The sequence below is a fragment of the Pseudomonas sp. NY15374 genome (assembly GCF_048068255.1).
In the GTDB taxonomy this organism is placed as follows: domain Bacteria; phylum Pseudomonadota; class Gammaproteobacteria; order Pseudomonadales; family Pseudomonadaceae; genus Aquipseudomonas; species Aquipseudomonas machongensis.
Genome location: NZ_JBLUPZ010000014.1, coordinates 65,443 through 92,167 on the forward strand (window position 1 = coordinate 65,443; position 26,725 = coordinate 92,167).

At 59.8% G+C, this 26,725-nt stretch carries 23 protein-coding genes and 3 pseudogenes; 6 read left to right on the forward strand and 20 right to left on the reverse strand.

Features of this window, described 5'->3' with window-relative positions; all coding sequences use genetic code 11:
• Positions 1–32 precede the first annotated feature (32 nt).
• Both cynS and ACNFHO_RS24155 read left to right on the forward strand, forming a co-directional pair.
• Complete coding sequence (gene cynS, locus ACNFHO_RS24150; RefSeq protein WP_054895305.1) at positions 33–503, forward strand: cyanase; 471 nt, start codon at positions 33–35, stop codon at positions 501–503.
• Positions 504–612: 109 nt separating this feature from the next.
• Positions 613–870: a DUF2790 domain-containing protein gene (locus tag ACNFHO_RS24155; protein WP_416767592.1), complete on the forward strand. Its 258-nt coding sequence runs from the start codon at positions 613–615 to the stop codon at positions 868–870.
• Positions 871–1,059: 189 nt separating this feature from the next.
• Here ACNFHO_RS24155 and ACNFHO_RS24160 read toward each other — a convergent pair whose 3' ends face one another.
• The 4 genes and pseudogenes from ACNFHO_RS24160 to ACNFHO_RS24175 all read right to left on the reverse strand — a co-directional run bounded on the left by ACNFHO_RS24160 (position 1,060) and on the right by ACNFHO_RS24175 (position 2,834).
• A complete protein-coding gene (locus ACNFHO_RS24160; RefSeq protein ID WP_054895303.1) occupies positions 1,060–1,380 on the reverse strand; it encodes a hypothetical protein in 321 nt (106 codons plus the stop codon).
• 387 nt (positions 1,381–1,767) lie between these two features.
• Positions 1,768–1,995: pseudogene (locus ACNFHO_RS24165) on the reverse strand (AraC family ligand binding domain-containing protein); the annotation flags it as partial.
• Between the two features lie 172 nt (positions 1,996–2,167).
• Positions 2,168–2,264: pseudogene (locus ACNFHO_RS24170) on the reverse strand (AraC family ligand binding domain-containing protein); the annotation flags it as partial.
• 165 nt (positions 2,265–2,429) lie between these two features.
• Positions 2,430–2,834, reverse strand: coding sequence for a winged helix-turn-helix transcriptional regulator (locus ACNFHO_RS24175; RefSeq protein ID WP_416767594.1), 405 nt, complete (start codon positions 2,832–2,834; stop codon positions 2,430–2,432).
• Positions 2,835–2,913: 79 nt separating this feature from the next.
• On the opposite strand from ACNFHO_RS24175, the gene ACNFHO_RS24180 reads away from it, so the two are divergent.
• Complete coding sequence (locus tag ACNFHO_RS24180; RefSeq protein WP_416767595.1) at positions 2,914–3,990, forward strand: catalase family peroxidase; 1,077 nt, start codon at positions 2,914–2,916, stop codon at positions 3,988–3,990.
• On the forward strand, positions 3,987–4,589 hold the full coding sequence (locus ACNFHO_RS24185) for a cytochrome b (protein ID WP_416767597.1): 603 nt from the start codon (positions 3,987–3,989) through the stop codon (positions 4,587–4,589). The genes ACNFHO_RS24180 and ACNFHO_RS24185 overlap by 4 nt, the downstream gene beginning before the upstream one ends.
• Positions 4,590–4,640: 51 nt before the next feature.
• Here the strand turns inward: ACNFHO_RS24185 and ACNFHO_RS24190 are convergent, their stop codons facing one another.
• The 15 genes from ACNFHO_RS24190 to ACNFHO_RS24260 all read right to left on the reverse strand — a co-directional run bounded on the left by ACNFHO_RS24190 (position 4,641) and on the right by ACNFHO_RS24260 (position 19,947).
• Positions 4,641–5,627 (reverse strand): amidohydrolase family protein, encoded by a 987-nt coding sequence (locus ACNFHO_RS24190; protein WP_416767599.1) that lies wholly within the window; start codon positions 5,625–5,627, stop codon positions 4,641–4,643.
• Positions 5,624–6,196, reverse strand: a complete 573-nt coding sequence (locus ACNFHO_RS24195; protein ID WP_416767601.1) for a 3-hydroxyanthranilate 3,4-dioxygenase — start codon at positions 6,194–6,196, stop codon at positions 5,624–5,626. The genes ACNFHO_RS24190 and ACNFHO_RS24195 overlap by 4 nt, the downstream gene beginning before the upstream one ends.
• A gap of 19 nt (positions 6,197–6,215) precedes the next feature.
• Complete coding sequence (locus tag ACNFHO_RS24200) at positions 6,216–6,641, reverse strand: RidA family protein (RefSeq protein ID WP_416767603.1); 426 nt, start codon at positions 6,639–6,641, stop codon at positions 6,216–6,218.
• Entirely contained in the window at positions 6,634–7,428 is a 795-nt protein-coding gene (locus tag ACNFHO_RS24205) for a 2-keto-4-pentenoate hydratase (protein WP_416767605.1), read from the reverse strand. Before ACNFHO_RS24205 ends, ACNFHO_RS24200 begins: the two co-directional genes overlap by 8 nt.
• Positions 7,425–8,453, reverse strand: coding sequence for a 4-hydroxy-2-oxovalerate aldolase (gene mhpE / locus ACNFHO_RS24210; protein WP_416767607.1), 1,029 nt, complete (start codon positions 8,451–8,453; stop codon positions 7,425–7,427). Before mhpE ends, ACNFHO_RS24205 begins: the two co-directional genes overlap by 4 nt.
• On the reverse strand, positions 8,450–9,382 hold the full coding sequence (locus tag ACNFHO_RS24215) for an acetaldehyde dehydrogenase (acetylating) (RefSeq protein WP_416767608.1): 933 nt from the start codon (positions 9,380–9,382) through the stop codon (positions 8,450–8,452). Before ACNFHO_RS24215 ends, mhpE begins: the two co-directional genes overlap by 4 nt.
• Positions 9,383–10,201 carry a 2-keto-4-pentenoate hydratase gene (locus ACNFHO_RS24220; protein WP_416767610.1) on the reverse strand — a complete coding sequence of 273 codons (819 nt, stop codon included), beginning with the start codon at positions 10,199–10,201 and terminating at the stop codon, positions 9,383–9,385. It abuts the gene before it with no gap.
• A 15-nt stretch (positions 10,202–10,216) separates the two neighbouring features.
• Positions 10,217–11,677, reverse strand: coding sequence for a 2-hydroxymuconic semialdehyde dehydrogenase (locus ACNFHO_RS24225; RefSeq protein WP_416767611.1), 1,461 nt, complete (start codon positions 11,675–11,677; stop codon positions 10,217–10,219).
• A gap of 202 nt (positions 11,678–11,879) precedes the next feature.
• Positions 11,880–12,599: an SDR family NAD(P)-dependent oxidoreductase gene (locus tag ACNFHO_RS24230; protein ID WP_416767612.1), complete on the reverse strand. Its 720-nt coding sequence runs from the start codon at positions 12,597–12,599 to the stop codon at positions 11,880–11,882.
• Positions 12,596–13,831: a dienelactone hydrolase family protein gene (locus ACNFHO_RS24235; RefSeq protein WP_416767613.1), complete on the reverse strand. Its 1,236-nt coding sequence runs from the start codon at positions 13,829–13,831 to the stop codon at positions 12,596–12,598. The genes ACNFHO_RS24230 and ACNFHO_RS24235 overlap by 4 nt, the downstream gene beginning before the upstream one ends.
• Positions 13,832–13,925: 94 nt before the next feature.
• On the reverse strand, positions 13,926–15,269 hold the full coding sequence (locus tag ACNFHO_RS24240; protein ID WP_416767614.1) for an OprD family outer membrane porin: 1,344 nt from the start codon (positions 15,267–15,269) through the stop codon (positions 13,926–13,928).
• 141 nt (positions 15,270–15,410) lie between these two features.
• Complete coding sequence (locus ACNFHO_RS24245) at positions 15,411–15,713, reverse strand: Zn-ribbon domain-containing OB-fold protein (RefSeq protein WP_416767615.1); 303 nt, start codon at positions 15,711–15,713, stop codon at positions 15,411–15,413.
• Complete coding sequence (locus ACNFHO_RS24250; protein ID WP_416767616.1) at positions 15,701–16,882, reverse strand: thiolase family protein; 1,182 nt, start codon at positions 16,880–16,882, stop codon at positions 15,701–15,703. The genes ACNFHO_RS24245 and ACNFHO_RS24250 overlap by 13 nt, the downstream gene beginning before the upstream one ends.
• Positions 16,879–18,243 (reverse strand): MFS transporter, encoded by a 1,365-nt coding sequence (locus ACNFHO_RS24255; RefSeq protein WP_416767617.1) that lies wholly within the window; start codon positions 18,241–18,243, stop codon positions 16,879–16,881. Before ACNFHO_RS24255 ends, ACNFHO_RS24250 begins: the two co-directional genes overlap by 4 nt.
• Positions 18,244–18,333: 90 nt before the next feature.
• Positions 18,334–19,947 (reverse strand): ATP-dependent acyl-CoA ligase, encoded by a 1,614-nt coding sequence (locus ACNFHO_RS24260; protein ID WP_416767618.1) that lies wholly within the window; start codon positions 19,945–19,947, stop codon positions 18,334–18,336.
• 114 nt (positions 19,948–20,061) lie between these two features.
• Between ACNFHO_RS24260 and ACNFHO_RS24265 the strand changes: the two genes are divergently transcribed.
• Together ACNFHO_RS24265 and imm45 are read left to right on the forward strand one after the other, a co-directional pair.
• A complete protein-coding gene (locus ACNFHO_RS24265) occupies positions 20,062–20,967 on the forward strand; it encodes a LysR family transcriptional regulator (RefSeq protein ID WP_416767619.1) in 906 nt (301 codons plus the stop codon).
• A 160-nt stretch (positions 20,968–21,127) separates the two neighbouring features.
• On the forward strand, positions 21,128–21,454 hold the full coding sequence (imm45, locus tag ACNFHO_RS24270) for an Imm45 family immunity protein (protein ID WP_416767662.1): 327 nt from the start codon (positions 21,128–21,130) through the stop codon (positions 21,452–21,454).
• Positions 21,455–22,449: 995 nt separating this feature from the next.
• Here imm45 and ACNFHO_RS24275 read toward each other — a convergent pair.
• Positions 22,450–26,590, reverse strand: a pseudogene (locus tag ACNFHO_RS24275) (CheR family methyltransferase).
• Positions 26,591–26,725 lie beyond the last annotated feature (135 nt).

A 26,725-nucleotide genomic window follows, 5' to 3' on the forward strand; every position in this document is an offset into this window, starting at 1 on the left:
ACCTGCACCTTTTCTTACCCAGGAGACTCACCATGATCCAGACCCAAGCCACCCGCACCGCTCGCCAGGAACTGACCGAAGTCATCATTCAGGCCAAGGCTCGCAAGGACCTGTCCTTTGCGCAAATCGTTGACGGTACGGGCCTGTCCGAGGCCTTCGTCACCGCGGCCTTGCTCGGCCAACATCCGCTGCCTGAAAGCGCCGCGAAGGTCGTAGGCGAAAAGCTCGACCTCGACGCTGATCAAGTCGCACTGCTGCAATCGATGCCGATCCGCGGCAGCTTCTTCGACGGGGTGCCGAGCGACCCTACCATCTACCGCTTCTACGAAATGATGTCGGTGTATGGAACCACCCTCAAAGCGCTGGTCCACGAGAAGTTCGGCGACGGCATCATCAGTGCCATCAACTTCAAGCTGGACATCAAGAAGGTCGAAGACCCGGACGGTGGTCACCGAGCTGTGATCACGCTGGACGGCAAGTACCTGCCTACCAAGCCCTTCTGATGTAGCTCAGCCCGGCGCCATACCGCGCCGGGCCATCCCCCACATTCATGACGACTGAGCGCCGTTCGGATGCTCAGGCCTTCTTACGCCCTCAGTACAGGTGATCACCATGAAACTCTTACTCGCTCTGTTCCTAGGCTGCCTTGGTTCTGTTGCCATGGCCGATGACCAAGGTACTCGAACTGCACCAATGACGGTTGAACCCTATCGCTACTCTCAGAACCTGGATATCGCGCACGTTGTGGCTGTTACGCCGGTGCCCAATGTCTGCGAAGTTGTGCCGATGCAGCTGACTTACGACGACTCCAATGGCGAGCGGCATATCATAGAGTACAGAATCGTGGGGAATGGCTGTGCCAACAACTGATGCGCCATCCATACTGCAGCTCGACAGGCAGTTCCTGGACATCAGGGCAGATGGGATCGAGGCTTGGCATCCTTTATGGACGCAAGCCCACTGCGAAAATCGCTGTGGGCTTTTTGCTTCCGACAGAGGGTGATCTGCCGACTCGTCTGCCGGACGGGAATCTGGACGGCAGACGACCCTCCTGAAACTTCAGAGCCTGTACTCAATGGTGTAGGACTCATCCTCTCTCGGTTCTATCGTAATAGGAATGCCGAAGAGCTTTCCTCGACAATCACTGACGCTACACCGATACACATTTCCCTGCTGGAGCTGATTCCAGAGCCCTTCGTCATGTATCGCAATCTGCAACACACGGTTGTTCGGATCCTCTCTGACCTGAGCAACGTGATGGTCGAGGTCGCACCCGAATTCAGCAGTAGTAAACTCGGGATCGTAGCCGATCAGCACACCGTGCCTTTTCAGATCTTCCCGAATACGCTCAATCACGTCGTCTGCTTCTTGTTTTAGCATGATCGTTATCTCGCGATGTTGTACTCATCAAAACTCTAGCTGACCCTGATGGTTTTCGTTGTTTATCGTGCAATCAACGACTCACCCTCATTCCTGAAATTCCCCACCGCCTTACGGGGAGCTGCCGGTAGCGGGTGACTGCTTTCGACCCACAGCGGCCATTCAACTGCTGGCGCTATTTATTATTCTCTTGCCCTCGCCGTGCCTTGGTGTAACGCCATTTGCCAATCGCCTCCTACTTGGCGCCATATCGGGCTTCTCAAAGATTCGCTACCGCCGCTCGGAGCAAGAGCAGCGCATCGATAGATGGTCAGCCCCCCTGTTCTGGAGAGGATGCGTATCTGAAAATCGTTGATCTGACGCTGGACAGAGTCTTGTTCCAGGTGGGTCCAGTGCCTGCACGAAGGCCTCGTTGGCGCGGTAGAGGCGCGGGTCGCTGGACAGCCCGTCGGCAATGAATGGCAGCGGCTCGCCACCGAGCACGTTCTGGATCAGCGAAGAGTCGATGTAGAGCATCCGGTAGCGAAAGCCGATATCCGTGCAGGCCATGCCGTCGTGTACTTCGTCCGGGTGAAGCACCAGTGTATTGCCCGGCACGCCATGGCACAGCGCCCCTTACGCTCTGTACGAAAAGCCTTGATACTCGGTGATGCTGCGTTGAAAACAGCCTGGTGCGCCAGCCCGGTCGGAATGCTCATTTACAATCCGTAAAGTCGAGCGCGACTCCGACCGTTCCTCGGCTGTTTTCGCCTTGCCTGACCTTCGTCTCAAGGCTTTTCATACAAACCCTAGTAGTGAAAGCGCTGAACACCGGAAAGGGGGCGACCTATCGAGTAGGCATCGTGCCGGTGTGGATCGTAGCCATGGCCGCCAAACCACGCCTCCCAAAGACTATCTCTGCGGTAAAACTCAGATCGCAGTACACGGCATCGACCATCGGTGAGCCTTCTTTCTTAGTCGAAGGGGGTTACCTGGGTATTGCAGCTACCAACTAGCTAAATAACGACACGTCCAAGACTTGTCGGGACGATGTACCGGACGCTCGATGGTCAGGGGACTTTGTGGAGATTCAACTCCAGCCAGTCGGCAAGCGCCGCGACATGGACGGCGGCTTCCTTGCCAAGAGGCGTCAGATCGTATTCGACATGGGGCGGGATAACGGGGTATGACGTCCGGCGCACGAGACCATCGCCCTCAAGCCGCTGAAGGGTCTGCGACAACATCTTTTCGCTGACGCCGTTCACTTTGCGGCGCAGCTCACTGTAACGCAGCGTGCCGTCAAGTAACGCCATGAGGCAGAGCATGCCCCAAAGACTCGTTACGTGAGACAGCACTTCCCTGGCCTTGCATTTGCCAGTGAACAGTTCACCGCGCCTGAGCTTGGCAGTCAGAGTGCGTTCGTCAGGCGCCAATGGGTTCTGGGGTTGGCCGGCGTTCGAGGGCGCGTGCGTCATAATACTAACCAAAAGGTGCGTACTTCCGTGAGTGAGCGTAGCGAACTTATAGTGTGCGTCCAGAATCGGTCAAGGTCAGGTGAACGACTTGCAACTTCCCCCCTTCAACAAAAACTGGATGCCCGTCCTCGCCATCGCGTTCATCGTCGCAGCCTTGGCGCTGTCATTCGTCTGGGCCGCAGGACTGCTTGGCGGCCGAACGACGACCCGGTCATTCCTCGGCGACTCGCTGGACCACTTCGAACCGGGCTATCGCCGAGCGCATGGCAAGGGGATCTGTTTCGCGGGGGTCTTTCGCAGCAGCAAAGCGGCCGCGGCGTTGTCAACGGCACGGGTATTCGCTCAGGAACAAGTCCCGGCCATTGGGCGCTTCTCCATCGGATCCGCTGATCCCCATGCCGCCGACACTTCTACCGGCACCGTGAGCATGGCTTTGCTATTGAGTGCCGACGACAAGTCTCAATGGCGGATGAAGCTGAACAATGCGCCCTACTTCCCCACACGGGATGCCGCAGGATTCCTCGCGCAAAGGAAGGCTTTCGAGCCCGACCCGGCAACGGGGCAACCTGATCCGGCACGTGTCGCTGCGTTCTTCAAAACGTACCCGGAGGCTCGCAAGGCAGTGGAGTACAAGGCGACCGCTGCTTGGCCGAGCAGCTTTACGCAGGCCCAGTACAACGTCATCAATGCCTTCATACTGCGCGCGGCAGATGGCAAACGCCAGCCGGTGCGCTGGTTCATGCGGCCCCATGCCCCCTTCCATGGCCTCGCCGTCGAAGACCGCGCGCGACTCAGCCATGATTTTCTGTTCGACGATATCAAGCAGCGGGTGGCGCGAGGGCCCGTGTACTGGGACTTGGTACTGCAATTGGCCCAGGCGGGGGATCCGGTCGATGATCCGTCGCAACCCTGGCCCGCCGAGCGACAGCAAGTGGTCGCCGGTACGCTGGAAGTGACGAGTGTTCGCGATCAGGCCGAAGGTGGCTGTCGCGATATCAACTTCGACCCCACCCTGGTGCCGTCCGGCATCGAGCTTTCGAACGATCCTGTGCTGGCAGCGCGGGCGGGCATCTACTCGCACTCTTACAATGCGCGTCTGCGCGAAATCGCGCTCGGCAAGGCCACCGACGCCATTGGCGAAAAGGATGACAAATGATGCAAGACCTACCAACCGACCGTACGGCCAGCCCCCGTCACTTCAACTTGACCGCCAGGCTCCTGCACTGGGTGATGGCTATCGCCATCCTGGCCATGCTGTTCATCGGGGTCGCCATGATGTCCTCACTGGCCCTTCGTCCCGTATTGATCGATCTGCATCAGCCTTTGGGGATCGCCATCCTCTGCCTGGCACTGGTGCGCCTGGTCAACCGTCTTTACCGGCCGGTGCCGGCACTGCCCGCGAGTGTTCCGCGCTGGCAAGCCGCAGCCGCACATTTGTCGCACGCCTTGCTCTACCTGTTGATGGTCGGGTTGCCCTTGCTCGGCTGGGCGGTGCGTTCGGCAGGCAACTGGCCCGTCATCCTGGTGGGCGACTGGAGCCTGCCTGCGATCGTGCCTGAAAACCCGATGCTCTACGCATGGCTTCGGCTGGCGCATGGAACACTGGCGTGGCTGCTCTTCGCGATCATCCTGGGGCATCTTGGTGCCGCGTTGATGCACGCCTGGGTTCATAGAGACGGTGTCTTTTCCAGCATGGCCCGGGGAAGCAGCAAACAACAAACCCAACCTGAATCCGGCTCAAGGCCAACGTCTTGAATCGATAGCGGTCAGCTGTCACTGACCGCTATCGGCTTGCGCGAGGCAGCCTCAGATGCCGAAGAAGCCCCGAGCGTTATCCGCACAGATGCGCGCCTTCTCCTGATCGCTCAACCGGGGATGCTCCAGCACACCGGCGCCAATGGCCTGTTCGCCCAGCGGGAAGGGAGAATCTGAACCGAGCATGACGCGATCCTCCCCCATGACATCCACCAGCAAACGCAGCGCACCAGGGTCGAAGACCGCCGAGTCGACGAAGAAGCGTTTGACATAGCTGGACGGCAGCTGCGGGCAATCTTCGCGGACAATGTCCCTGCGGCGCCAGGCGTTGTCGACTCGTCCCAGGAGGAAGGCGAAGCCGCCGCCGCCATGGGCGAAACAGATGCGCAGCGATGGCGGCAAGCGTTCGAAAGCGCCAGAAAGAATCAGCGACAGAATGCCCAGCTGGGTCTCTGCCGGCATCGCGACCAGCCAGGGCAACATCCATTTTTTCATGCGCTCGCCGCCCATCATGTCCCACGGGTGCACCAGCAACGGGATGTTTTCCACCGCACAGTGCTGCAGAAAGGTAACCAGGCCCGCTTCGTCCAGATCGTGGTTGCCCACATGGTTGCCGATTTGCACACCGACATGGCCACAGGCCTTGGCCCGGCTGGCCTCGCGACAGGCCGCCTCGATATCCTGCAGGGGTACCTGAGCCAGCACCTTGAGGCGACCGGGTGACAGGGCCGTCATCTCCAGGGCACGATCGTTCATCATCTGGGCCCACGGCAGCGCCTGTTCGATGGGTTGGTCGTAACCGAACAGCACTGGCGTCGCGCACATCACTTGCACGTCCAACCCCTGCTCATCCAGATGCTCGATGCGGCGCTGCGGATCCCAGAGCACATCATGTACCGGACGGAACGGTCTATCACCGAGCATGATCTGCCCCTGACGCCCCTCGGTTTGCAGCCAAGGGCCACGCTGAGGATTGAAGCGTGCGGCCTCGTCCTGAGTGATGCGGGGAAAAAAGTGCGAATGGATATCGATTTTCATAAGCCGTGTTTCTCCCGCAGAGCCTTGTGCCAGGTCTGCCAGTCGCGACCTGGGTGGATTTCGCCACAACCCGGGCAACGACGCTCTTCGTCGCTAGTGGCATAGAACTGGTCGTATACCGGTGGAAGATCGGCAACGATGCTCTTGAGCCTCAACTCGTAGCGTCGAATCAAGGTGCCGCAGTGCGCACAGGACCACTGCAGGGCATCGAACTGCCCTTCCGGACGGCGATGCTCCACCACCAGGCACAGGCTGCCAGGCTCAGGGCGCTGCGGCGAATGGATAACGTGTGGGGCCATCAGGTAAATGTCGCCTTCCTTGAGGTCGACACGCTCGTAGCGACCTTGGTCCCAGATGTTCAAATGCGCATTGCCCTTGAACTGGTAGAAAAACTCCTCCACCGGATCGTCGTGGAAGTCGGTGCGCTGATTAGGCCCGCCGACCACGGTGACCATGTAATCGCTGCCCTGCCAGATCTGCTGGTTGTTCACCGGCGGTTTGAGCAGGTGCTCGTGCTCGTCGATCCAGCGGTTGAAGTTGAACGGGGCGCTGAAGTGATGCTTGTCCATTGTCTTTTCTCCCAGCGATTCAGCGACGACGCGGCGCGTACGCTATGGCTTTGATCTCGATACGTAGATGGGGGTGCGGCAACTGGTGTACGGCTACGGTGGTGCGGGTTGGGCCGCTTTCGTCAAAGTGCTCGGCGTAGACCTCGTTGTATCCGGCAAAATCGTTCATATCGACGAGGAAGCTGCTGATCTCCACCACGTCTGCAAGGCATGCACCTTCAGCGGCAAGGATGTCGCGCATGTTCTCGATCACTGCGCGGGTCTGCGCCCGAATGTCCAGCCGGGTGGTGCCCATGGCATCCACCTCGACGCCGACGAAGCTGTTATCCGGGCGCCGTGAGCTGGTACCCGAGACGAAAAGAAAGTCACCCGCACGCTTGATATGCGGGAAGCGCCCCCGCGGCGTGGCCTTGCCGGCGACGACCGTGGCCTTGATGTCACTCATGGCTGTTTCCTCGTTGGTCGCCGCGAACGCTGAAACTGCTCTGCCCCAGGCCCTGGACTTCAACACTGACATGCACGCCTGGGTACAAGGCCACCGCAGCGCAGGCGGCGCCCGCCATCACCAGGCTACCCGCAGGCAGTTCGAGTTCGGCGGCGTGCAGCAGACGCGAGGCTTGCACCAGGCTGCGCAGCGGATTGCCAAGGATCGCGGCAGTGGAGCTGGCCTGAGCCACTCGGCCATCCAGGCGCAGTACCACACCTGCATTGTCCAGCCCGGAGAAGTCCCGCGACCAAGGGCCGAGGGTGAGGCCCGCCGAGGAGCAGTTGTCCGCCACCACATCCTCCAGGCTGAACTTGAACGCCTGGTAGCGTGAATCGATGATCTCCAGCGCCGGCGCCACGGCCTCAACATGGTTGGCCGCTTCCAGGAGGGTCAGCGGGCGATCGATGGCGCGGCGGGTTAGAAAGCAGACCTCCGGCTCGACGCGCGGGTGAATGTAGCGCGCCAGGTCCACCAGGCCGCCGTCTTCTTCCACCATGGTGTTGCTGAGCCAACCCCAGATCAGGCTATCGACGCCCATCTGCACCATCTTCGCCCGGCTGGTGAAGCCCAGCTTGATGCCGATACTGTGCTCACCGTCGGCATAACGACGCTGCATGGAGGCGCGCTGGATAAGGTAGGCGTCATCCAGGGAAAAGGGAGTGCTGCCACTGAACTGTGCCAGTGGCTCTGCGCTTCGCGCGGCCTGGTCAAGGGCTTCGGCGATACGAGCGATATCGGGATTCATGCACGCTTCTCCAGCGATGGCTTCAATAAGTCGAGTGCGACGTCAACGATCATGTCCTCTTGGCCCCCTACCATCCCCCGCTTGCCCAGCTCGACAAGGATGTCCACGGCCTTGATGCCATAGCGCGCTGCGGCCACTTCGGCATGGCGCAAAAAGCTCGAATAGACCCCGGCATAACCCAGGGCCAGGGTTTCCCGGTCCACCCGTACCGGGCGGTCCTGTAGCGGGCGCACCAGGTCGTCGGCGGCATCCATGAGTGCGTACAGGTCGGTACCGTGCTGCCAGCCGAGCTTGTCGGCAGCGGCGATGAACACTTCCAGCGGTGCGTTGCCGGCGCCGGCGCCCATGCCGGCAAGGCTGGCGTCGATGCGGTCGCAGCCTTCCTCTACGGCGGCGATGGAGTTGGCCACGCCGAGGCTCAGGTTGTGGTGGGCGTGAATGCCGGTGTGGGTGGACGGGTCGAGCACGGCTTTCACCGCGCGCAAACGCGCACGGATATCGTCCATATTCATCGCACCGCCCGAGTCCACCACATAGATGCAGGTGGCGCCGTAGCCCTCCATCAACTTGGCCTGCTGCGCCAGCCCATCGGGCGTCTGCATGTGGCTCATCATCAGGAAGCCGACGGTGTCCATGCCAAGCGTGCGGGCATACTCGATGTGCTGGCGCGAAACGTCCGCCTCGGTGCAGTGGGTGGCCACGCGGACGACACGGGCACCGGCGTCGTAGGCGTTCTTCAGGTCATGGAGGGTGCCGATCCCTGGCAACAGCAGCGTGGCGATCCTGGCGTGGTTGACCGCGTCGGCCGCTGCTTCGATCCATTCGAGGTCGGTGTGGGCACCGAAACCGTAGTTGAAGCTGGAACCCTGTAGCCCATCACCATGGGCGACTTCGATCGAGTCGACCTTGGCGCGATCCAGCGCCGTGGCGATGGCACGCACGTCATCCAGCGAATACTGGTGACGGATGGCATGCATGCCATCGCGCAGGGTCACGTCACTGATATAGAGCTTCTTGCCATTCATGCCGAGGCTCCCATTGCTTGCGCCATGCGCTCGGCGGTGGCCAGCGCGGCGGAGGTCATGATGTCGAGATTGCCGGCGTAGGCCGGCAGGTAATGGGCCGCGCCTTCGACTTCGAGGAACATGGAAATCTTCAGACCGGTGAAGGTGCCCTGACCAGGCAACTTCAGGCCGCACACCTGTTCGAACTGCACCTGTTGCTTGAGGCGGTAGCCCGGCACGTAGGCCTGCACCGCAGCAGCCATTTCCTCGATGCTCGCCGCAATTCGCTTTTGGTCGGCGGCCTCGCTCAGCACGTACACGGTGTCGCGCATCATCAGCGGCGGCTCGGCCGGGTTCATGATGATGATCGCCTTGCCCTTGGTCGCACCGCCAATCACTTCGATGGCCTTGCTGGTGGTCTCGGTGAACTCGTCGATGTTGGCGCGGGTGCCGGGGCCTGCGGACTTGCTGGCAATCGAGGCGACGATCTCGGCGTAGTGCACCTTGGCTACCCGTGATACCGCCGCGACCATGGGGATGGTCGCCTGGCCACCGCAAGTGACCATGTTGACGTTGGTCGCCTGCAGGTGCTGCTCCAGGTTGACCACCGGCACGCAGTACGGGCCGATGGCGGCCGGGGTCAGGTCGATGATGCGCAGGTCGGCCTTGTGCTGGCGCAGGAAGGCGTCGTTGTTCACATGAGCACCGGCGCTGGTGGCGTCGAAGACGAAATCGATGTCCTTGAACCCTGGCAGGCGGGTCAGGCCCTGCACCCCTTCATGGGTAGTGGCCACGCCCAGGCGGGCGGCACGGGCCAGGCCGTCGGAAGCCGGGTCGATGCCGACCATCGCGGCCATCTCCAGGTGCTTGGCGTTGCGGAGGATCTTGATCATCAGGTCGGTGCCGATGTTGCCGGAGCCGATGATGGCGGCTTTGCGTTTCTGGCTCATTCAGACCTCCGTGCCGGCTTGAGCGAAAGATGCGGTGACGCGGCCCAAGCCCTGAATCTCAGCGGTAAACACATCGCCCGGGCTCGCCGGCACCATCGGCCCCAGGGCACCGGTCAACACCACGTCACCAGCACGCAGTGGCTCGTCGAGACGGACCATGGTGTCGGCCAGCCACAACGCCGCATTCAGGGGGTTTTCGAGGCAGGCTGCGCCGGCTCCGACCGATACGGGTTCGCCACGCAAGCACAAGCGCATGCCGCAATTCACCAGGTCCAGTTGCCCCAAACACACCGGCCGGCTACCGAGGACGAACAGCCCGGACGATGCATTGTCGGCGACCGTGTCGAGCAAACCGATGTCCCAATGGGCAATACGACTACCTACAATTTCGATGGCCGGCACGGCGAAGGCAGTGGCGCGGATAATGTCAGCCAGGGTATGGCGCTCATGGCAAAGGTCGCGCTGCAGAACCAGGGCGATCTCGGCCTCGACCTTGGGCTGCTGGCAGTCACTCCAGCTGATGGGCTGGCCATCTCCTCGCGCCATCTGCGCGAACAGTCGGCCAAAGTCTGGCTGATCCACGCCCAACTGGCGCTGGACAACCCTGGAGGTCAAACCAATCTTGTGACCTACCGGGTTCCAGCCAGCGGCAATGTCGGCGGCGTTGTTGTACTGCTGCACGGCGTAAGCCTGCAGGAGTGCGGGTCCATCCTGCTCGGCGGCCGCACGCTCGATGAGGTCGCGTACTGGCGCACAGGGCCTGCCCTGTTCACGCGCCTGGCGCAGACACGCTGCTGCTTCAGCGATTGCTGGATGCATGGAGTTCTCCTGTCCTTACGGATTGACACAAATGGTGGTGAGCTCGGAATAGAAATCCAGCGAGTGGCGCCCTCCTTCGCGGCCAAGCCCAGACAAGCGTGCGCCACCAAAGGGTGTACGCAGATCGCGCAGGAACCAGGTATTGACCCACACCATGCCAACATGGATACGTCGAGAGAAACGGTGGGCCCGCTTCAAATCGCGGGTCCACAGCGAGGCGGCCAGCCCGTAAGCCGAATCATTGACGCGCTGCAGTACTTGCTCGTCGCTGTCGAAGGGCGCGATGTGACACACCGGACCGAACACTTCTTCGCGCATGCAGCGAGCGTCATCGGCAAGCCCGGTCCAGATGGTCGGCTGGACAAAAGCGCCCTGGTCGCGCTCGTCGCCGAAGTTCGGCACACCGCCGCCACTGACCACTGTTGCGCCTTCCGTCACAGCCAACTGGAAGTAGCCCAACACCTTGTCGCGGTGCTTATGGGAAATCAGCGAGCCCATATCCACGCCGTCTTCGTCGGGATAGCCGATCTTCAGCTTCTCGGCCCCTGCTTTGAGCGCCGCGACAAAGCGCTCGTAGATCGGCCGCTCGACGTAGACCCGCTCGGTGCACAGGCAAACCTGGCCAGAGTTGGTGAAACTGGAACGCAGCACACCGGCAACTGCGGCGTCAAAGTCGCAGTCGGCGAAAACGACTGCGGCATTCTTGCCGCCCAGTTCAAACGACACCTCACGTACACCCTCGGCAGCAGCGCGCATGATGGTTGAGCCGGTGCGCGACTCACCCGTGAAGGTAATGGCATCGACGTCAGGGTGGCGGGTAAGCAATTCACCGGCAGAGGCAGGACCGAAGCCATGCACAAGGTTGAATACACCTGCGGGCACACCGGCCTCGTGCATGACCTCGGCCAGCAGCGTGGCACTGGAGGGGGTATCTTCCGACGGCTTGACCACCACCGAATTACCACAGGCCAATGCCGGCGCGACTTTCCAGGTGAGTAACAACAGCGGCAGGTTCCACGGCGAGATGATGGCAACCACGCCGTGCGGCTTACGCACGGTATAACTGAAGACATCCGTGCCATCGCCGGTGCGCATCTCAAAGAGTTCGCCACCGCCTTGTCGCACCAGATCCGCGAAGGTACGGAAGTTCTGCACGCCCCGTGCAACATCCAGGCTGCGCGCCTGATGCACGGGTCGACCGGTATCAGCGACTTCGCCAGCCACGAAGTCTTCGAATCGACGCTCGATACCATCGGCGATACGCTCGAGCAACTCGGCTCGCTGGGCAGCGCTGAAGCCACCCCAGGGTCCCGACTGAGCGAGTTTCGCCGCTTCGACGGCAGCATTCACTTCATGTTCGCCAGCCTCACACACCTGGCCCAAGACGCACCCGTTGACCGGCGAGATATTGTCGAACTTACGGTTACTGTCAACGAAAGTTCCCGCAATATAGTGACGAAATAATAGATTGGACACAGCAATCCCCTGAGCAGGATGTTTTCCGTAATTCGATAAAGGCCGCTAATACATGAAATAGAAAAACCTTCATCGTGTATAAAAAGCAGGCGCAACGCTTCGCAAGTTTCAAACTTGTCAGGCATGTTTTCAGTCATAACGCGCCAACATGAACTTGGCGCAAACAACGTGTTAATCCGAATGCGTGATCATCCGCAGCCGGTCACAAGTAGCGGGCGAAGTCGGCCTGTACCGTTGCCCGATCAGCCGCGAGCCTTTGCGCAACCTGCAGTGCCATGGGGTCTGGATAGACTTCAGGAGCACCGCTGGCCAACCCCGTCACGATCGCTTCGGCCACTTCCCGGGGGCTGGCCTTGGCACCCGCGACGCCATGGCTCATCGCCGTATCGATCACACCGGGGAGCACGGCCATCACTTGCACCTTGCCGGCCAGCTCGGCCCGAGCTGCCTCGGTCAAGCGCAATGCGGCCGCCTTGGACGCACTCAGCGACCCCATTGCTGGCAAGGCCACCCTCGCCAGGATCGACAGGACGTTGACCATGGCGCCCGCTCGCTCGACAAGCGTCGGTGTAAAGGCACGCATCATCGCCAGGGTGGCGAAATAGTTGACGGCCATCTCCTGGGCGGCGGCTTCGGGTTCGTCGGTGCCCAGCAGCCGCTGCTGCCGATTGACGCCAGCGTTATTCACCAGGATATCGATCCCTACCCGCCAGGCGACCTGTGCTACCTGCTGCGGCTGCGTCACGTCCAGAGGCACGACTTCTACCTGCGGGTGATCGAACATTAGACGCTCGGGGTTGCGGCAGGCAGCGTACACACGCCGTGCCCCGGCGGCCAGAAAGGTCTCGATCAAGGCAAGGCCCAGCCCCCCGTTGGCACCGGTGATCAGCACCTCTTTGTCTGTGACAGTGGTAGCGTTCACAGGTGCTCGCTCGTGGCCCAGCGGGCCATCAGCGTGTTTGAAGGCAGCGATTCATCCAGCAATTTCTTGGCCGTTTCGATACCCGCCACCGGCAACCCTTCGGGATCGAGCAGGCCGATCTGGACCAATACCGACGCCTGGTCCCAGTAGATATGCTCGTGGTAGAGCTTGTCGCCACGGAAGTTGACCACCGCCACCATGGGGATTTCTACGTATTTGCCGGTGGGTGCTATCCCGGGCAGCATGTAGTCCATTTCGCAGGTGTGGGTGAAGGACATGATGAATTCATCGACGACCTGGTACGCGCCGACCGTACGGGAAATTGGAATCATCTTGGTGTCCTCGGGATTGGCGTGGACAAAGTGATGCTGATAGAAGCGCCCGAGTTGCTTGCTGCCCACCCCACCGGTCAGGGTCGGAATGTGGTTCACGTAAGGCTCGGCGACCATGGTCGCCAGGGTAGCCGGTACGTCTCGGGTAACGAACTCGTGGTGGATGTGCTCGTCCCACAGGTCTGAGAGGTTGTAGGCCGGCCCGATGTACTTCTTCAACGCTGCGATGGTGCGCCCATGGGCGATGAGGGCCGAGGGTTTGTGGAAATGATCGCTGCCCAACCGGGCGAACGCATGGTCGGCACCTTCGTAGGTATAAAGCTCTACGCCTGGGCGGCCACGCAGCACCTCGGCGATCTGCGCCCGGGTCGCGGCGTCGCACATGCCGTCGAGTTCGCCGTGGTGCAGGACCAGCCCGCCGCTCAGGCCATCGGCTTCATCCAGGTATTGCTCGATTCCCATGCCGTAGTAGCCCACCGCCACAGCGACATCGGTACGGGCGGCGGTAAGGTAGGCCAGCTTACCCCCCAGGCAGTAACCCACGAAGCCCAAGGCGGGGCCGCTGACCTCGTCCAGCGCCCGCAGCGTATCGAAGGCGGCAGCGATGTCGTCTACGGCCTTGTCCAGGTCCAGGGCGCTGTAGAGGCTCAAGGCCTTGTCGAAATCAGCGGGGGTGTAGCCCAGGTCGATACCCGGCTGCAGCCGCCAGAACAAGTCCGGCACCAGCACCACATAGCCTTCCTCGGCATACATCTGCGCCACTTCGCGCATGTTGGCGTTGACGCCGAAGATTTCCTGGCCCAACACCAGGCCGGGGCCTTTGCCTTCCGGCGGCAGCACCAGATAACCCTTGAAACTTCCAGCCTGGTCTCGCGCCAGAATATCGATGTATTGGCTCATCTCATTGCTCCTTTTACGGTAAGCGGATCAGGTATTGCTCTGCAGGAATCTTTTGCCGAAGCAGCCGCTGATGAAGCGCTGCCAACGGCGCGCTTTACAGCAACTTGAAAGGCAATTCGGTGATCAGACGAATCTCGTCCATGTCTCCGCGTGGCTCGGCCGAGTTGCCGCGGTGCACGCCGTAGCGCGCCCTCAGGCTGAGGTCTTTTGCCGGACCGCTTTGCACCACATATTGCACCTCGATATTGCGTTCCCAGTGGCGCCCGCCATCCTGAAAGCCGAGGGCATAGTAGGAACTCTCCGGCACGATATTGGAGCCTTTGCCACCCTGCCCCTGGATGTAGCGAATCATGCACCTGAGGCCAGGAACGCCACGGGCGGTGAAGTCATAGTCGTAGCGAACCTGCCAAGACCGATCGTTGGGCGCGTTGAAGTCGCTGAGCTGCACGTTGTTAGCCAGCTGTGCGACGGTGGTTTGCCCGTCACGGAACGCCATGTAGTCGAAGGGCGTGTCGCCCTGCACCTTCTGGTAGGCAAGCATGATGGAATGAGAGCCGAACTTGACGCCCGGGGCCAACGACCAGGTCAGGTTATCGATGGGCCCGCCATGGGCGGCGCCGATGTCGACCGTGCGGTACAGGCTGACATTCAAGGTAGGGGTCAGCCCCTGGACCAAGGCAGGCAAGTAGCGAAACCCCAGGTAATCCTGGCGCCAAAGATCTTCGGCACGTTGCGTGCTGAGGTAGCCTTTTACTGCCCCCTGCTCGTAATTCAGGCTCACATAATCGACGGTATCCGTCTGCGTTGCGCCATATAGCGAGCGCAACGTGCTGTCGTTGCGGCTTTCCGAGGGCGCCTTGCCGGCGGTGATGTGGGCGGCATCGAAGGTCAGCGGCTGCAGATCGCGGCTGGTGAGCTGCCAGGCTGTCACCGTTTGCGGCAACAGGCGCCCGGAACCACCATCGGTGAGGAATACCGGGGACGTGCGCAATTCCATGGACCCGTACTTGAGCACCGTTTCACCGACCTTGAGCTTGAACGCACCGCCGCCCACGCTGTACTCATCCGCCACCTCACCGTCGTTCTTGACGTGCAGCAGGTTGGTGCCGGTCTTGCCACGGCCACTGTCCAGCTTCAGTCCCGCATACACATGCGCGTCGACCCCCAGGCCGACGAGGCCAGGCGTGAACGCGGAGGTGTAGTCCACGGTCAAGCCTTGGGCCCACTCGGCGCGATAACCGTTGACCGTGCCGGGTCGGCGGTTGGCCCCTCCGTTGCGAAAGTCGCGGTTGAGGTAGAAGTTGCGGGTAACACCGGTCAGGGCACCCTGCTGCAAAAACGTTGAAACATCGGTCCATGGTTCATCGGCCCAGCCCTGCTGGCAAGCCAGCGCCAGCCCTAGGCCGGACACAAGCCGGTAATCGATTGCTGAAGGCATAACCACACTCCTGGGTACACGTGTACACCACGCGCAAGGCCTTGGGGCCGTGCATGGTCAGTGGCTGAATGGCTGAGCGCAGGCCGACGGCGCCCGCTTCGGCGGACGAAGTCGGCTCGACAGTGTTGATTACAAGGTGCGTCAGGCCGGTTGGGCTACGATTCGCCGGTGTTCATCGATGGCGAGTTCGACAGAGGTGCCGGGCGGCAAAGGCCCTGCGGTCTGGGCAATGACCACTGGCCCTTCGCGCAGCTCGACGCTGGCCAGGTGCAGGTTCTCTGCGCCAGCTATGCCGACCCGCGCGCGCACCACGGTGGCCTGGGCAACCCGACCGAGTTCGGCGGAGACTTCCTGCCATTGCGCCTCACCACATCGCGGGCAGCTGTATCGCGGCGGGAAACTGGCCTGGCCGCAACCGACACACTGCTGGATCATGAACGCCATACTGCACCCCCTTGCCACCGTTCGAGCACCACCGCGTTGGCACACATGCCGTAGCGGTACTGGACCATGCCATAGCCGGTCACCACTGCCAGGCGCGCATCGCTGACTTGGCGTTGACCGGCGTTGCCAAGCAGTTGGGTGATGGCTTCGACCAACCCATGCATGCCCCCGGCCGCTCCCGCCTGGCCGGCCGAGAGTTGCCCGCCAGAGGTATTTACCGGCAGTTCGAAACGGCCTATACGCTGGAGCGCGCGCCGGTAATCGTCGTCGGGGACGAAGCCCAGGTCTGCGAGCTGGATTAGCGCCATGACCGGATAATCGTCATACACGCAAGCCAGGTCCATGGCATCAGGGCCGGAATTGGCGCGGTCCCACAGCGTGTCGGCGATCTTCGCCAGAGGTGTCTGCAGGCCATCGCCGGCCTGGTGGTCATCGTTGTGCAGCGCCTTTACTGCGCGCACCGCCACGTTGACCTTGTTGCGGGCGAGGTCGGCGCGGGTCAGCAGGATGGCGTTGGCGCCATTGACCACCGGCACGCAGTCAAACCGGCACAGCGGGTCGGCCACCATGGGCGCGTCAAGGTACTGCTCGATGGTCAGCGGATCGCGGTAAACCGCCAGCGGGTTGCGCTGCGCCCAGGCGCGCTGGGCAATACACAGTTGTGCGTAGTCCTCTCGGCCAAGGCCGGTGCGTTGCGCATGACGCTGGGTGAGCATCGCGAACACCCCATTGGGCCCGCCGTGCTCCAGCGGTTTGAGGTACTCCTCGGTGGTCCGGTTGTAATGGTCGACCAGGGTTCTGAAATCCTCTGGAGTGAACGTATCGCCCGCCACCAGCACGATCACGTTGGCATCACCGTGCTGGATGGCTCGCACGGCGTGCTGCAGCATATTGATCGCGCTCGCCCCACCATTGCGGTCATCCATGCACCAGGTCAGGGTCAGCCCAAGGCGCCAGGCCAGATCAATGGCGTTGTCCGGCCTATGGGTGAATGACGCTACGCCCAGGCCGTCCACTTCGTGCAGTGCCACGCCGGCCTGGCGCAGCAGTTGCTGCACCGCCCTGCCGAGCAATTGCGAGGTCGACTCGCCCGTGCCTCGCCGGCTGTAGGGTACTTCCAGTGCCCCAGCAATCAGCGCCACGGTGTCGTTGCATGCTGACCGGCTCATGGCCGCCCCCCCTTAGCCCGCACGCGGGTTTCCTTGGTAAAACATAGAGAGATAACCGTGACTAGACCCAAGCCCATCATCAAAAGGGACACTGGCCAACTGGCCTGGTAATGCGCCAGCAAGGCGGTGGCGATCATCGGCGACAGTCCGCCAGAGAACACCGAGGCGACTTCGTGCCCCAACGCCATGCCGGAATAGCGCACCTCCGTGCTGAACAGTTCCCCCATAAGGCTGGGCTGGGTACCGATCATGGCGCCATGGCAGATGGCATTGCCGATCAGAAAGGCCAGCCAGATCCAGGCAGGCTCTCGGGTCTCGAGCAACCAGAAGAACGGAAATGCCATCAGCACCATCCCTACCGCCCCGACCATGTACACCGGCTTGCGACCTATGCGGTCAGACAAGCGCCCCCAGAACAACAGGGCCACCAGCTCCACGCACGTGGATACCGTGACCCCTGCCAGCAACACGCTATTGGGCACGCCGAGAAACTTGCCGTAGACCAGCGCAAACGCCAGCATGAGGTAGGAGCCGCCGTTTTCAGCCACCCGCAGCCCCATGGCCATCAGCACTTCACGGGGATGTTTGCGCAACACATCCAGCACGGGCATGTGCGCAGTCTTGCCGGTTGCCTCGGCGCGCTGGAAATCCTCGCTTTCGGGCAGTGCACGGCGGATGTATACGCCCAGGCCGAAAATGACGATGGAGATAAGGAACGGGATGCGCCAGCCCCAGCTGTGGAAGTCCTGCTCCGGCAACAGCTGGACCACATAGAATGCGCCTGCGGACAAGACAAACCCACCGCCCACTCCGACCTGACTGATCGAAGCGTAGAAGCCGCGGCGCTCGGGCGGCGCCGACTCGCTAATCATCAGTACGCCACCGCCCCACTCGCCGCCGGCCGCGATGCCCTGCAGGATCCGTAACAGCAGTAACAGCACCGGTGCCCACACCCCCGCCTGAGCGTAGGTCGGCAGCAGCCCGATCAGGAACGTTGCGCCGCCCATGATCGAGAGCGTCCATACCAAGGCTTTCTTGCGCCCGTACTTGTCGCCGATATGACCAAAGATCACGCCGCCGAAAGGCCGGGCGAGAAAACCCAGTGCGAACCCAGCCAGCGCTGCGATCGTACCGACCAGTGGATCGGTGCCTTTGGGAAAAAATAGATCCCCAAAGATAAGCGCCGCCGCTGTGCTGTAAAGAAAGAAGTCGTACCACTCCAACGCATTGCCCGTGACAGAAGCCAAGACAATCTTGCGAAAGGTTTTCTTATCAATCGGTGTGCGGTTTTCAAGCCCTGCGCCAACATGACTCTGCGCTGACTGGGTGTCAGAAAGTTCAAGCGAATGCGTGCCCGTCATGGCGGTCTCCGTCAATGACTGAATAATTATGAACGCTGTTGTTATTGTTGTTGCATCGTTTGTTATTGCACGGCAGTCAAAGCCAAGTAATCAGGCGCGTTTAAGCCTATAACCGGAGCACTCTAGGTCCCACGCAGTGGCGGTAACGCCGAGTGCCCTCAATTTATATTTCTGCACTTTCCCGTTTTCGGTTTTCGGCAATTCGACAACAAAGTCCAAATAACGCGGCACGGCGAAGTACGCCAGCCGGGATTCGCAATATTGCGTCAGTTCCAGCGGGTCGAGCCGCGTGCCTGCCTTGATGACGATCGCGGCCATGACTTCATCTTCGGCCAGCTCCGACTTCACCGCATAGACCGCTGCCAGTTCCACTGCCGGGTGGCTCAACAGCACCTGCTCCACCTCGAAAGACGAGATGTTCTCGCCGCGGCGCCGGATCGTGTCCTTCAAGCGGTCGACAAAGCGGAAATAGCCGTCGCCATCGCGCACCACCCGGTCGCCAGTGTGATACCACAGGTTGCGCCAGGCTTCGACGGTCTTTTCCGGCATACCGAAGTAACCGCAGGCGAAAGCGAAGGGCTGCTCAGCGCGCAGCACCAGCTCCCCCGGCTCGCCATCGGCTACCGGCCGATCCTGGCTGTCCACCACGCGGGCACTGAAGCCCTTGGCCAATCGGCCCATGAAACCAGGCCGCTGCAGCGCCAGGGGCCCGCCAATAACGGCATTGGTTTCGGTGGCGCCATACCCATCGATCAGGCCAATACCGGTGCGTTGGATAAACGGCGCGTGGAACTGCTCCGGTACCCCTGGCGCCAGCGCGACACGCACATTGTGGGCGTGCTCTTGCTCATGGTGCGGGCGGCTGAGCAGGATAGGCACCATGGCGCCCAACAGGTAGGTCACCGTCGCCCCAGTCTGCGCCAGCGCCTGGTAAAAGCCGCTTGCGGAAAAGCGTTTGTCCACCACTAACTGGGCGTCGTGCAGCAATGCCTGGAAAAAAGCGTTCAACGCATTGGTATGGAACAACGGCAGACAGGTGTGCAGCACATCGCCGGGCACGACCTGCAGGTCGCCACCAGTATTGATGCCCCACCAGTAGAACTGCGCGTGTGGACAGATTACCCCCTTGGACAGCCCGGAGGTGCCGGAGGTGTAGAGGATAACCAGCGGGTCGCCATCCTCCAGCACCGCGGGTGCAGCCTTGGACGCACTGACAGGCGGCATCGACTGCACGCGCAGACGCCCCTGCCATACCGCGTCAACAGCGCACTGGGGCGCAACGATCCACAGGGTTTCGACAGCAAGCGTTGTGTAATCCTGTGCCGCGAGCACCTCCAGGTGGGCTTCTTCACTGACCAGCAAGCGCGCACCGCTATTGGCCAGCACATGAGTCAGTTGCATGCCGCGACAGGCCGTGTTGATAGGCACCGCAATCGCACCCAGCCAGCCGCACGCCAACAGCACCTCAAGGAACTCAGCGCGGTTGGCGCACATCAACGCCACCCGGTCGCCGCGTTGAATGCCATGTTCCACCAGGGTTGCTGCACGCCTGGCTATCGCATCGACAAGTTGCGCCGCGGTCCAGGTGCAACTGCGGTCGGAAAAAAGTGCAGTATCAGGGCTGCGTTCAATACGCTTGGACAACAACACCGGAAGTGTAAGTGCGCCGCCACTTGCTAGTTGCTTGCAAAAACTTTCGTCCATTACCCAACGCCTCGAATTGTTGTATCACCTCGTTGTTGTTCCGAAGTCTATGAACCTGTAACCTATAAGTCAAATTCATGACTATTATATAGCCAATAAACAGGATTTATTCGAATGCGCCATTTGAATGACGTCGATCTGAACTTGCTCAGGGTTTTCCAAGCCATCATGGAGGACCGTAGTCTGACCCTCGCGGCGGGTCGCCTGGGGATTACACAACCGGCTGTCAGTTATGCCTTGGGGCGTCTTCGCAAGCTGTTTGATGACGCGCTGTTCGTGCGCACGCCGGAGGGCATGATGCCGACCCAGACCGCCGAGCGCATCGCCCTGCCGATCGGGCGGGCACTGACGGCCGTACGCGACGCTCTGAATGAAACCGAACCTTTCGATCCTGCCACCAGCGACCGAGAGTTTCGTTTGTGTATGTCAGACATTGGCGAACAGGTGTTCCTGCCGGCGCTGTGCGAACGGCTTCAGACCCTCGCGCCGCGCATCAAGCTGGCATCTGAGCTGGTACCCGTCGCCATGGTGGTCGAGCGGATGCGCATGGGGCAGCTGGACTTTGCTATCGGCAACCTGCCCACGCTGAAAACTACCACCCGGTATACTTCCCTGTTCCACGAGCAATACGCCTGCATGACTCGCAAGCGTGACGGGCTGCCGGCAGACAGGATCAGCGTGGAACATTTTCTTGCCTTCTCCCACGTCAGTATCACCTCCACCGACAGCAGCCACGTGGCCATCGAGGACACCTTGGCATCACGCGGCCTGAACCGCCACATCGCCTTGAGAGTTCCCCACTTCACAGTGGTGCCACAGATCCTCAGGCGTACCGGGTGGATGGTCACCCTACCCGAAGGCGTCGCCCGGGCCTTGAACCATTCCCAAGACTTCGTTATCTACCCGCTGCCAGTGGAAATGCCTGGGGTCGAATCCACTGTTCATTGGCATGGAGCATACGACGCCGATGCTGGCAATCGATGGTTCAGGACATTTCTGTTCGAAACCTTGCGCAGGTAAGGCTATGTGCAAGAACAGGCCCGGAAGATGAGAAGCGGGAATCCGTGCCAGTGCCCGCGCTTGGAGCGGTATGGTGAACGAACGTTGTCTGGTGGCGCTGCGCCTACCGCGCCTGGGTTAAGGCAATCGGATAACGCTAGAACAGATCGGTGCGCTACCAATTTCGCGGGAATGCTCAAATGAGGTTTTCAGTCGCGGACCCGTATTCAGAGCCAAGGGTTCATACCCGTATGAAGAGGTTGTGGATTTCATGGTTTTTGAAACACTGGAGGAGGATCGTCGCTTTGGGCTGATGGTTACCACTGGGTACAAAGCCGGTCTACCGTTGATAATACTGCCTGGGGAGAGCAATGCAGGATGCCTGGGTCTCAGCAGGGAGTGGGTTGTGGCAAACTGGGGCAGATGGATCTACCCGGACTGTGATATCTCGAAGGTCCTTGTGATTGATGGCTATGAACCCGGCTCGCACGCAGGCTTGTGTGATTGACTCTCCGAGCCATTGAGTGGTTGGTGTCGTCCCCGCCATAGCTTGACTGCAACCGAAGTACGTACCGAGGTGTCAGTGGCAACCCTCCGTTTTGGGAATTCGATTGATGCAGACAACTCACCTCGACTCAGTACGCACGGCTATCCGGGAGCGGTCTGTAGTGGTTCCCTCTCCGTGGATACGTACGGCAACATTTACCGTTGCGGGCTTGATGGAAGTCGGCTTCAGTCGTGAGTCGGAGTATCTCCTCGTAGTTTCCAGCTCTGGCCGAGGTGTCATTGATTGCGTGCACGGGGAGAAGATTGCTAGGGATTATTCGGAAGAGCCGAGAACTGACTGCTATCTAGAGTGCCAAGGCATAGGGCCGCTTTCGGGCAAGTCAATTCGCATGTCCGGTATGAGTGGTGGTGGCCTCCCATCAGCTACTGTAGATGGGTGGGTCACCGAAACCGTCAGCCTGGATTGGCCCGATCATCATCTGCTATTGGTTGAACCAGGTTCCTGGTTGTACGGCGCACGTTACAACCGCCCATCGAACTTTCATAAATTAGCCATAGAGAGCGAGTTGAGAGCCTTCGGTTTCTCGTACTCAGGACTGACCTTGGTCATAGCAACCGCCAACGAGGTAAGCATCTTCCGACGTGAGCACGCCTGACATCGTTAAACGCGTAAAACCTGTGTTGGATGCATCCGCTTGGACACTGGTTTTTGAAATTGATGAGAGACCGCTGTCTACCCAAAGCGGACGTCTGTGATTGAGGCCGCGAACGGCCTGAGATACACCTCTGCCCTCGGTCCTTTAGCACCAAGGGTCCAGCTGCTTCCTCTTGTTCTCTCTCGGATGGAGGATAAGTCTTGAAGCCAATTACGATCCGTTCCCACCAGTCGTGAAGCGTAGGCGAGAGGCCTGCGGCTTAGAGCCAATCAAAAGCTACCCTCAGCTCCGAGAGACCAGAGCTGAGGGTCGATTAGCACTGTCAACTGCTGCATGGCTTTCATGAAGAGCCGGTTTTACACACCGTTTCTATCGCACCGACCAGATCGTCATACTGAACAGGCTTGGTCAGATGCCGATCAAACTGCATTCCCTGATACTTATGAGGATCAGTCGCTGCGCCATAACCACTCAACGCAATTGCAGGGGTGTATTGGTGAACCTTGCCGGCCCTCAGGGCGCTGACGAGCTCATGACCATCCATTTCAGGCATCCCAATGTCGGTAAGGATGACGTCGAAACGCTCATGAAGCGAGTGCTCAAGCGCCTGGGTAGGGTCGCAATAACTTTTGACCTGTGCATCCTCCATCTCAAGCAACTCCCGCATTACATCGAGAACCTCTGGTGAATCATCAACCAGCAGAATTTTAAGACCCTGCAAGCGGCCCTTCGGTTGTTCTGCCATCTCTGCATCATTCGGCTCACCAACCGACTCGTCCGAGAGCGGCAGCGAGACGCTAAATGTACAGCCATGACCAATGCCAGCAGACTTGGCAACGACGGTACCGCCATGTGCCTGGACTAACTGGCGAACCAACGAAAGTCCGATGCCCAAGCCGTCGCGCTGGTGGCTGGCGTGCTTGGGTTTAGCTTGTTTAAACAGGTCAAAGACATTCTCGAGATCCGCGCCGGTCAACCCGACCCCGTTGTCGATGATATCGATGTGCGCATGCTTGCCTGCCTTGCTTAGTAGAATGCGGACCTTGGCGGAGTTACCACTGAATTTCAAAGCATTCTGCAGAAGGTTCCAGATCACTTGCTCGAGGCGAGTGGGGTCGCCGTCGACAATCATCGCCGGTGCGTTAGCATCCGCTAATTCGAGTGATATCTCCGCTTCAGGGTACTCTTCGATGATCACTGCGTGAATTTCATTCAGCATGGCGCCAAGGTCGAGCAAACGCTTTTTCAGTTTCAGCTTGCCCGTGCGGATACGTGCCACATCGAGAAGGTCATCGATAATGCGAGCCTGACTGTTAACCGCATCGCCAATGGCCCCCACGGCTTTTCTGGCACTTTCGGTGTTACGCACACTGGGCAATCTGCGCAAGATTTCCGAATTGAGCTGGATCAGATTAAGTGGATGCTTGAGTTCATGGGACATCACCGCAAAGAACTCATCCTTCATGAGAATAGTGCTTTGGGTTTCCGCGAGCTTTTTGCTTTGCTCGTCGTGCAGCCGTTTATGGCCGGTCAGGTCGCGCGCGATCTTCACATAACCTTGCCTTTCCGCGCGCAGCAGCGTGATTTCCCCGCTGCAGAAGAATCGACTGCCATCCTTGCGCACATGCCAACGTTCATCTTCTCCTCGCCCTTTTTCTCGGGCATTACGCAATTCGCTCTGCGGGACACCTGCATTGCGGTCTTCAGGGGAGAAGATCAGTTCGTATGAGGAACCGATGACTTCTTCAGCGGTGTAACCGAAGGTCAACTGCGCCCCTGTGTTCCAGTCAGTTATCTTGCCATGTTCATCCAGAATGATGATGGCAAAGTCGTGGGTGCTTTCGGCGACCAGGCGCATGCGCTCCTGCCCAAGACGCAAATCTTCCTCGGCTTCCCGCCGCTTGGTGATGTCGATGAATGTCAGCACTGTGCCATCGATATGGTCCTCGCTCGATCGGTACGGCAATAGTCGCGCAATGTACCAGCGGCCATCGGTGCTGCTGACTTCTCGCTCCATCATGGTCAACGATTCATATACCGACGATGCGTCTTCGCCGAGCTCCGGGTAATTCAGCCGGTGAGTGATATCCAACAGCGAGCGCCCGGTATCCACCGGCAACATGCTGAAAATATCCTTGGAGCGCGGCGTGAACCATCGGATATGCATGTTGCGGTCAACAAAGACTGTAGCGATGTCCGTGGAAGCAATTAGGTTTGCCAAATAGTCGTTGATCTTGTCGGTTTCTTCGACCTTCGTCTTCAACTCGTAGTTGACCGTGAGCAGTTCCTCGTTGATCGACTGAAGCTCTTCCTTGCTGGTCTCCAGCTCTTCCGTCGCAGAGCGCAGCTCTTCGTTGATCGCTTGCATTTCCTCGTTGGACGCCTTGAGCTCTTCGCTCGAAACCTCCGATTGTTCGATGGTTTCCTGAAGGTGAAGCTTGGTTCGCTGCAGTTCACTCTCGAGACTGGCCAACACCTTGTTCTCGTTCTGCAAATCCAGACCAACCAGCTCGGAACCAGGCTCGATAGACGTGACGTTGAAGACAATGGTGCGCACGTCCTGGTCAGTGACTTCATCTTTGAATGGACGTGCGGTGATGTCGACGAGGTAATCGCCTTCCGGGTCGCTTACCCGTATCTTGCGTGACAGGGTGGCTTTTCCGCTTTGCTGGGCCTGATACAGGGTAGTGCGAAGCTCAAGACGCAACTGCGGCATGATCAGTACCAGCACGTTACGCCCGACTTCACCGGTCACGTAACGCAAGAACCTCCCCGCACCCTCGTTCATGTGCAGGATGTCTCCGTTGGGGTCGACGATCATGCTTGGCGGCATCTGTTCCGCCATGGCTCGCTGATGGATGTCGGCATAGGAGAATTTGCGTGTGGGAGGCAACATGGGAGGCGGCACAGCAAGACTGGAAAGCGCAAATCCGCCACGAGGCATGGACGGCGCACGGCGGTTGATGTTCGCGCCTGCACGCGCGCGGAAAATCCGGTTGCGCTTGTCGACCGGTGTGAATAGGTCAGGACAGGCATCGGCCGATTCGGAGGACCCCATAAACAGATAACCGCCCGGCTTTAGAGCGAAGTGGAACATCTGCAGCATTTCTCGCTGAATGTCGCGATCCAGATAGATCAGCAGATTACGACAAACGATGAGATCGATTTGGGAAAAGGGCGGATCGGATAGCAGGCTGTGCTTGGCAAACAAGACCTTCTCGCGTATTTCCTTACGGACACGGTAGTGCTCGCCCTCCTTCAGGAAATACTGCCGAAGCCGAGTCGGTGGTACGTCAGTGATGATCGCTTCCGAATAGACACCTGCTCGACCCACCGCAATGGCGCGCTCGTCTATATCGGTAGCGAATACCTGCACTTTTACAGGGTTCGCTTCGAGCTTTTGATGCTCGGTGCAGAGGATTGTCAGGCTATAGGCCTCTTCTCCGGTTGAGCATCCAGCAGACCAGATGCGCACCTCATCGCGACGGTTTTTCTCATCACCCCTGCCCATCAAGGGGCCGAGCACGTGTCGCTCGAGCGCTTCAAATGCCTCACGGTCACGGAAGAAGTTAGTAACGCCTATCAACATGTCCCCAAGCAACTGCTTGGCTTCATCGGGTGTGTTTTCGAAATACTGGTAGTAAGCGGGTAGGTCAGGTTGGGCTGTTACCTGTAGACGTCTTTCGATACGCCGTAGCACCGTGGCTCGCTTGTAGTGCTTGAAGTCATGTCCGGTGCGGGTTCGCAACAGTAGCAGGATATCGAGCAGAACTCGTTCTGCGACCTCTCGCTCGAGCTGCGGAGCAGACGATGAGATCTTCATGTCATGGGGCGCTGGGATTTTAATCGCTCTGGTGTTCCGCCAGAGCTCAGTCAACTTGTAGGGGATCTCCGCTACCGGTAGCACAGCATCGACCATACCGGTTGCAATGGCTGCCAGAGGCATTCCATCGAACTCTGCATCCTCAGGGCTTTGTACGATGGTGATGCCGCCCTGCTCCTTGATACGGGTGAGACCCACGGCGCCGTCGCTGCCTGTGCCGGTCAGCACCAGACAGTAAGCAAATTCTTTGTGTACGTCTGCCAGGTCTCGGAAGAACAAATCGATGGCCACATGGCTACCCGCTGGGCGGCTGGCCGGCGTCACCCGTAGATAGCCATCGTTCATCGCGAGCTGACTCGCCGGGGAAATTACATAGACGCTGTTGGGCTCAATGGCTGACGTCTCCGTCACCTGCGTCACTGGCATCGACGTGCAGCCCTGAAGAATCTTGTCAGCCACGCTTTCGTGATCGGGCGAAAGGTGCAGGACGATGACAAATGCCATTCCGCTTTCGCTAGGCATGTGTGCGAAAAAGGCTTTTCAAAGCCGCGAGGCCGCCCGCCGATGCACCTATGCCAACCACTGGGAACCGCAGGTGGCTAGGCAGAATGCCCTCTCGCTCCGGCAGTGAGGTGGGACGCTTTGTAGTCGGTTTCATCGTGAGTCTCGTGTCTTATCCTGGCTGAGAGCTTCAGCCTGTCGATGTCCAGTCATGCGCTTGGCTTCATCGGTGGAAGCGAAGCGGCAAATTATGTTGATTTAGACTTACGTAAGCGAGAAAAAAATCTAACGA

Coding starts and splice junctions, on each gene's coding strand:
- ACNFHO_RS24220 (WP_416767610.1), bottom strand. CDS start 10,201: ATGCATCCAGCAATCGCTGAAGCAGCAGCGTGTCTGCGCCAGGCGCGT.
- ACNFHO_RS24245 (WP_416767615.1), bottom strand. CDS start 15,713: ATGGCGTTCATGATCCAGCAGTGTGTCGGTTGCGGCCAGGCCAGTTTC.
- ACNFHO_RS24260 (WP_416767618.1), bottom strand. CDS start 19,947: ATGGACGAAAGTTTTTGCAAGCAACTAGCAAGTGGCGGCGCACTTACA.
- mhpE (WP_416767607.1), bottom strand. CDS start 8,453: ATGAATGGCAAGAAGCTCTATATCAGTGACGTGACCCTGCGCGATGGC.
- ACNFHO_RS24205 (WP_416767605.1), bottom strand. CDS start 7,428: ATGAATCCCGATATCGCTCGTATCGCCGAAGCCCTTGACCAGGCCGCG.
- ACNFHO_RS24265 (WP_416767619.1), top strand. CDS start 20,062: ATGCGCCATTTGAATGACGTCGATCTGAACTTGCTCAGGGTTTTCCAA.
- ACNFHO_RS24240 (WP_416767614.1), bottom strand. CDS start 15,269: ATGCCTTCAGCAATCGATTACCGGCTTGTGTCCGGCCTAGGGCTGGCG.
- ACNFHO_RS24190 (WP_416767599.1), bottom strand. CDS start 5,627: ATGAAAATCGATATCCATTCGCACTTTTTTCCCCGCATCACTCAGGAC.
- cynS (WP_054895305.1), top strand. CDS start 33: ATGATCCAGACCCAAGCCACCCGCACCGCTCGCCAGGAACTGACCGAA.
- ACNFHO_RS24235 (WP_416767613.1), bottom strand. CDS start 13,831: ATGAGCCAATACATCGATATTCTGGCGCGAGACCAGGCTGGAAGTTTC.
- ACNFHO_RS24255 (WP_416767617.1), bottom strand. CDS start 18,243: ATGACGGGCACGCATTCGCTTGAACTTTCTGACACCCAGTCAGCGCAG.
- ACNFHO_RS24195 (WP_416767601.1), bottom strand. CDS start 6,196: ATGGACAAGCATCACTTCAGCGCCCCGTTCAACTTCAACCGCTGGATC.
- ACNFHO_RS24175 (WP_416767594.1), bottom strand. CDS start 2,834: ATGACGCACGCGCCCTCGAACGCCGGCCAACCCCAGAACCCATTGGCG.
- ACNFHO_RS24185 (WP_416767597.1), top strand. CDS start 3,987: ATGATGCAAGACCTACCAACCGACCGTACGGCCAGCCCCCGTCACTTC.
- ACNFHO_RS24160 (WP_054895303.1), bottom strand. CDS start 1,380: ATGCTAAAACAAGAAGCAGACGACGTGATTGAGCGTATTCGGGAAGAT.
- ACNFHO_RS24200 (WP_416767603.1), bottom strand. CDS start 6,641: ATGAGTGACATCAAGGCCACGGTCGTCGCCGGCAAGGCCACGCCGCGG.
- ACNFHO_RS24155 (WP_416767592.1), top strand. CDS start 613: ATGAAACTCTTACTCGCTCTGTTCCTAGGCTGCCTTGGTTCTGTTGCC.
- ACNFHO_RS24215 (WP_416767608.1), bottom strand. CDS start 9,382: ATGAGCCAGAAACGCAAAGCCGCCATCATCGGCTCCGGCAACATCGGC.
- ACNFHO_RS24250 (WP_416767616.1), bottom strand. CDS start 16,882: ATGAGCCGGTCAGCATGCAACGACACCGTGGCGCTGATTGCTGGGGCA.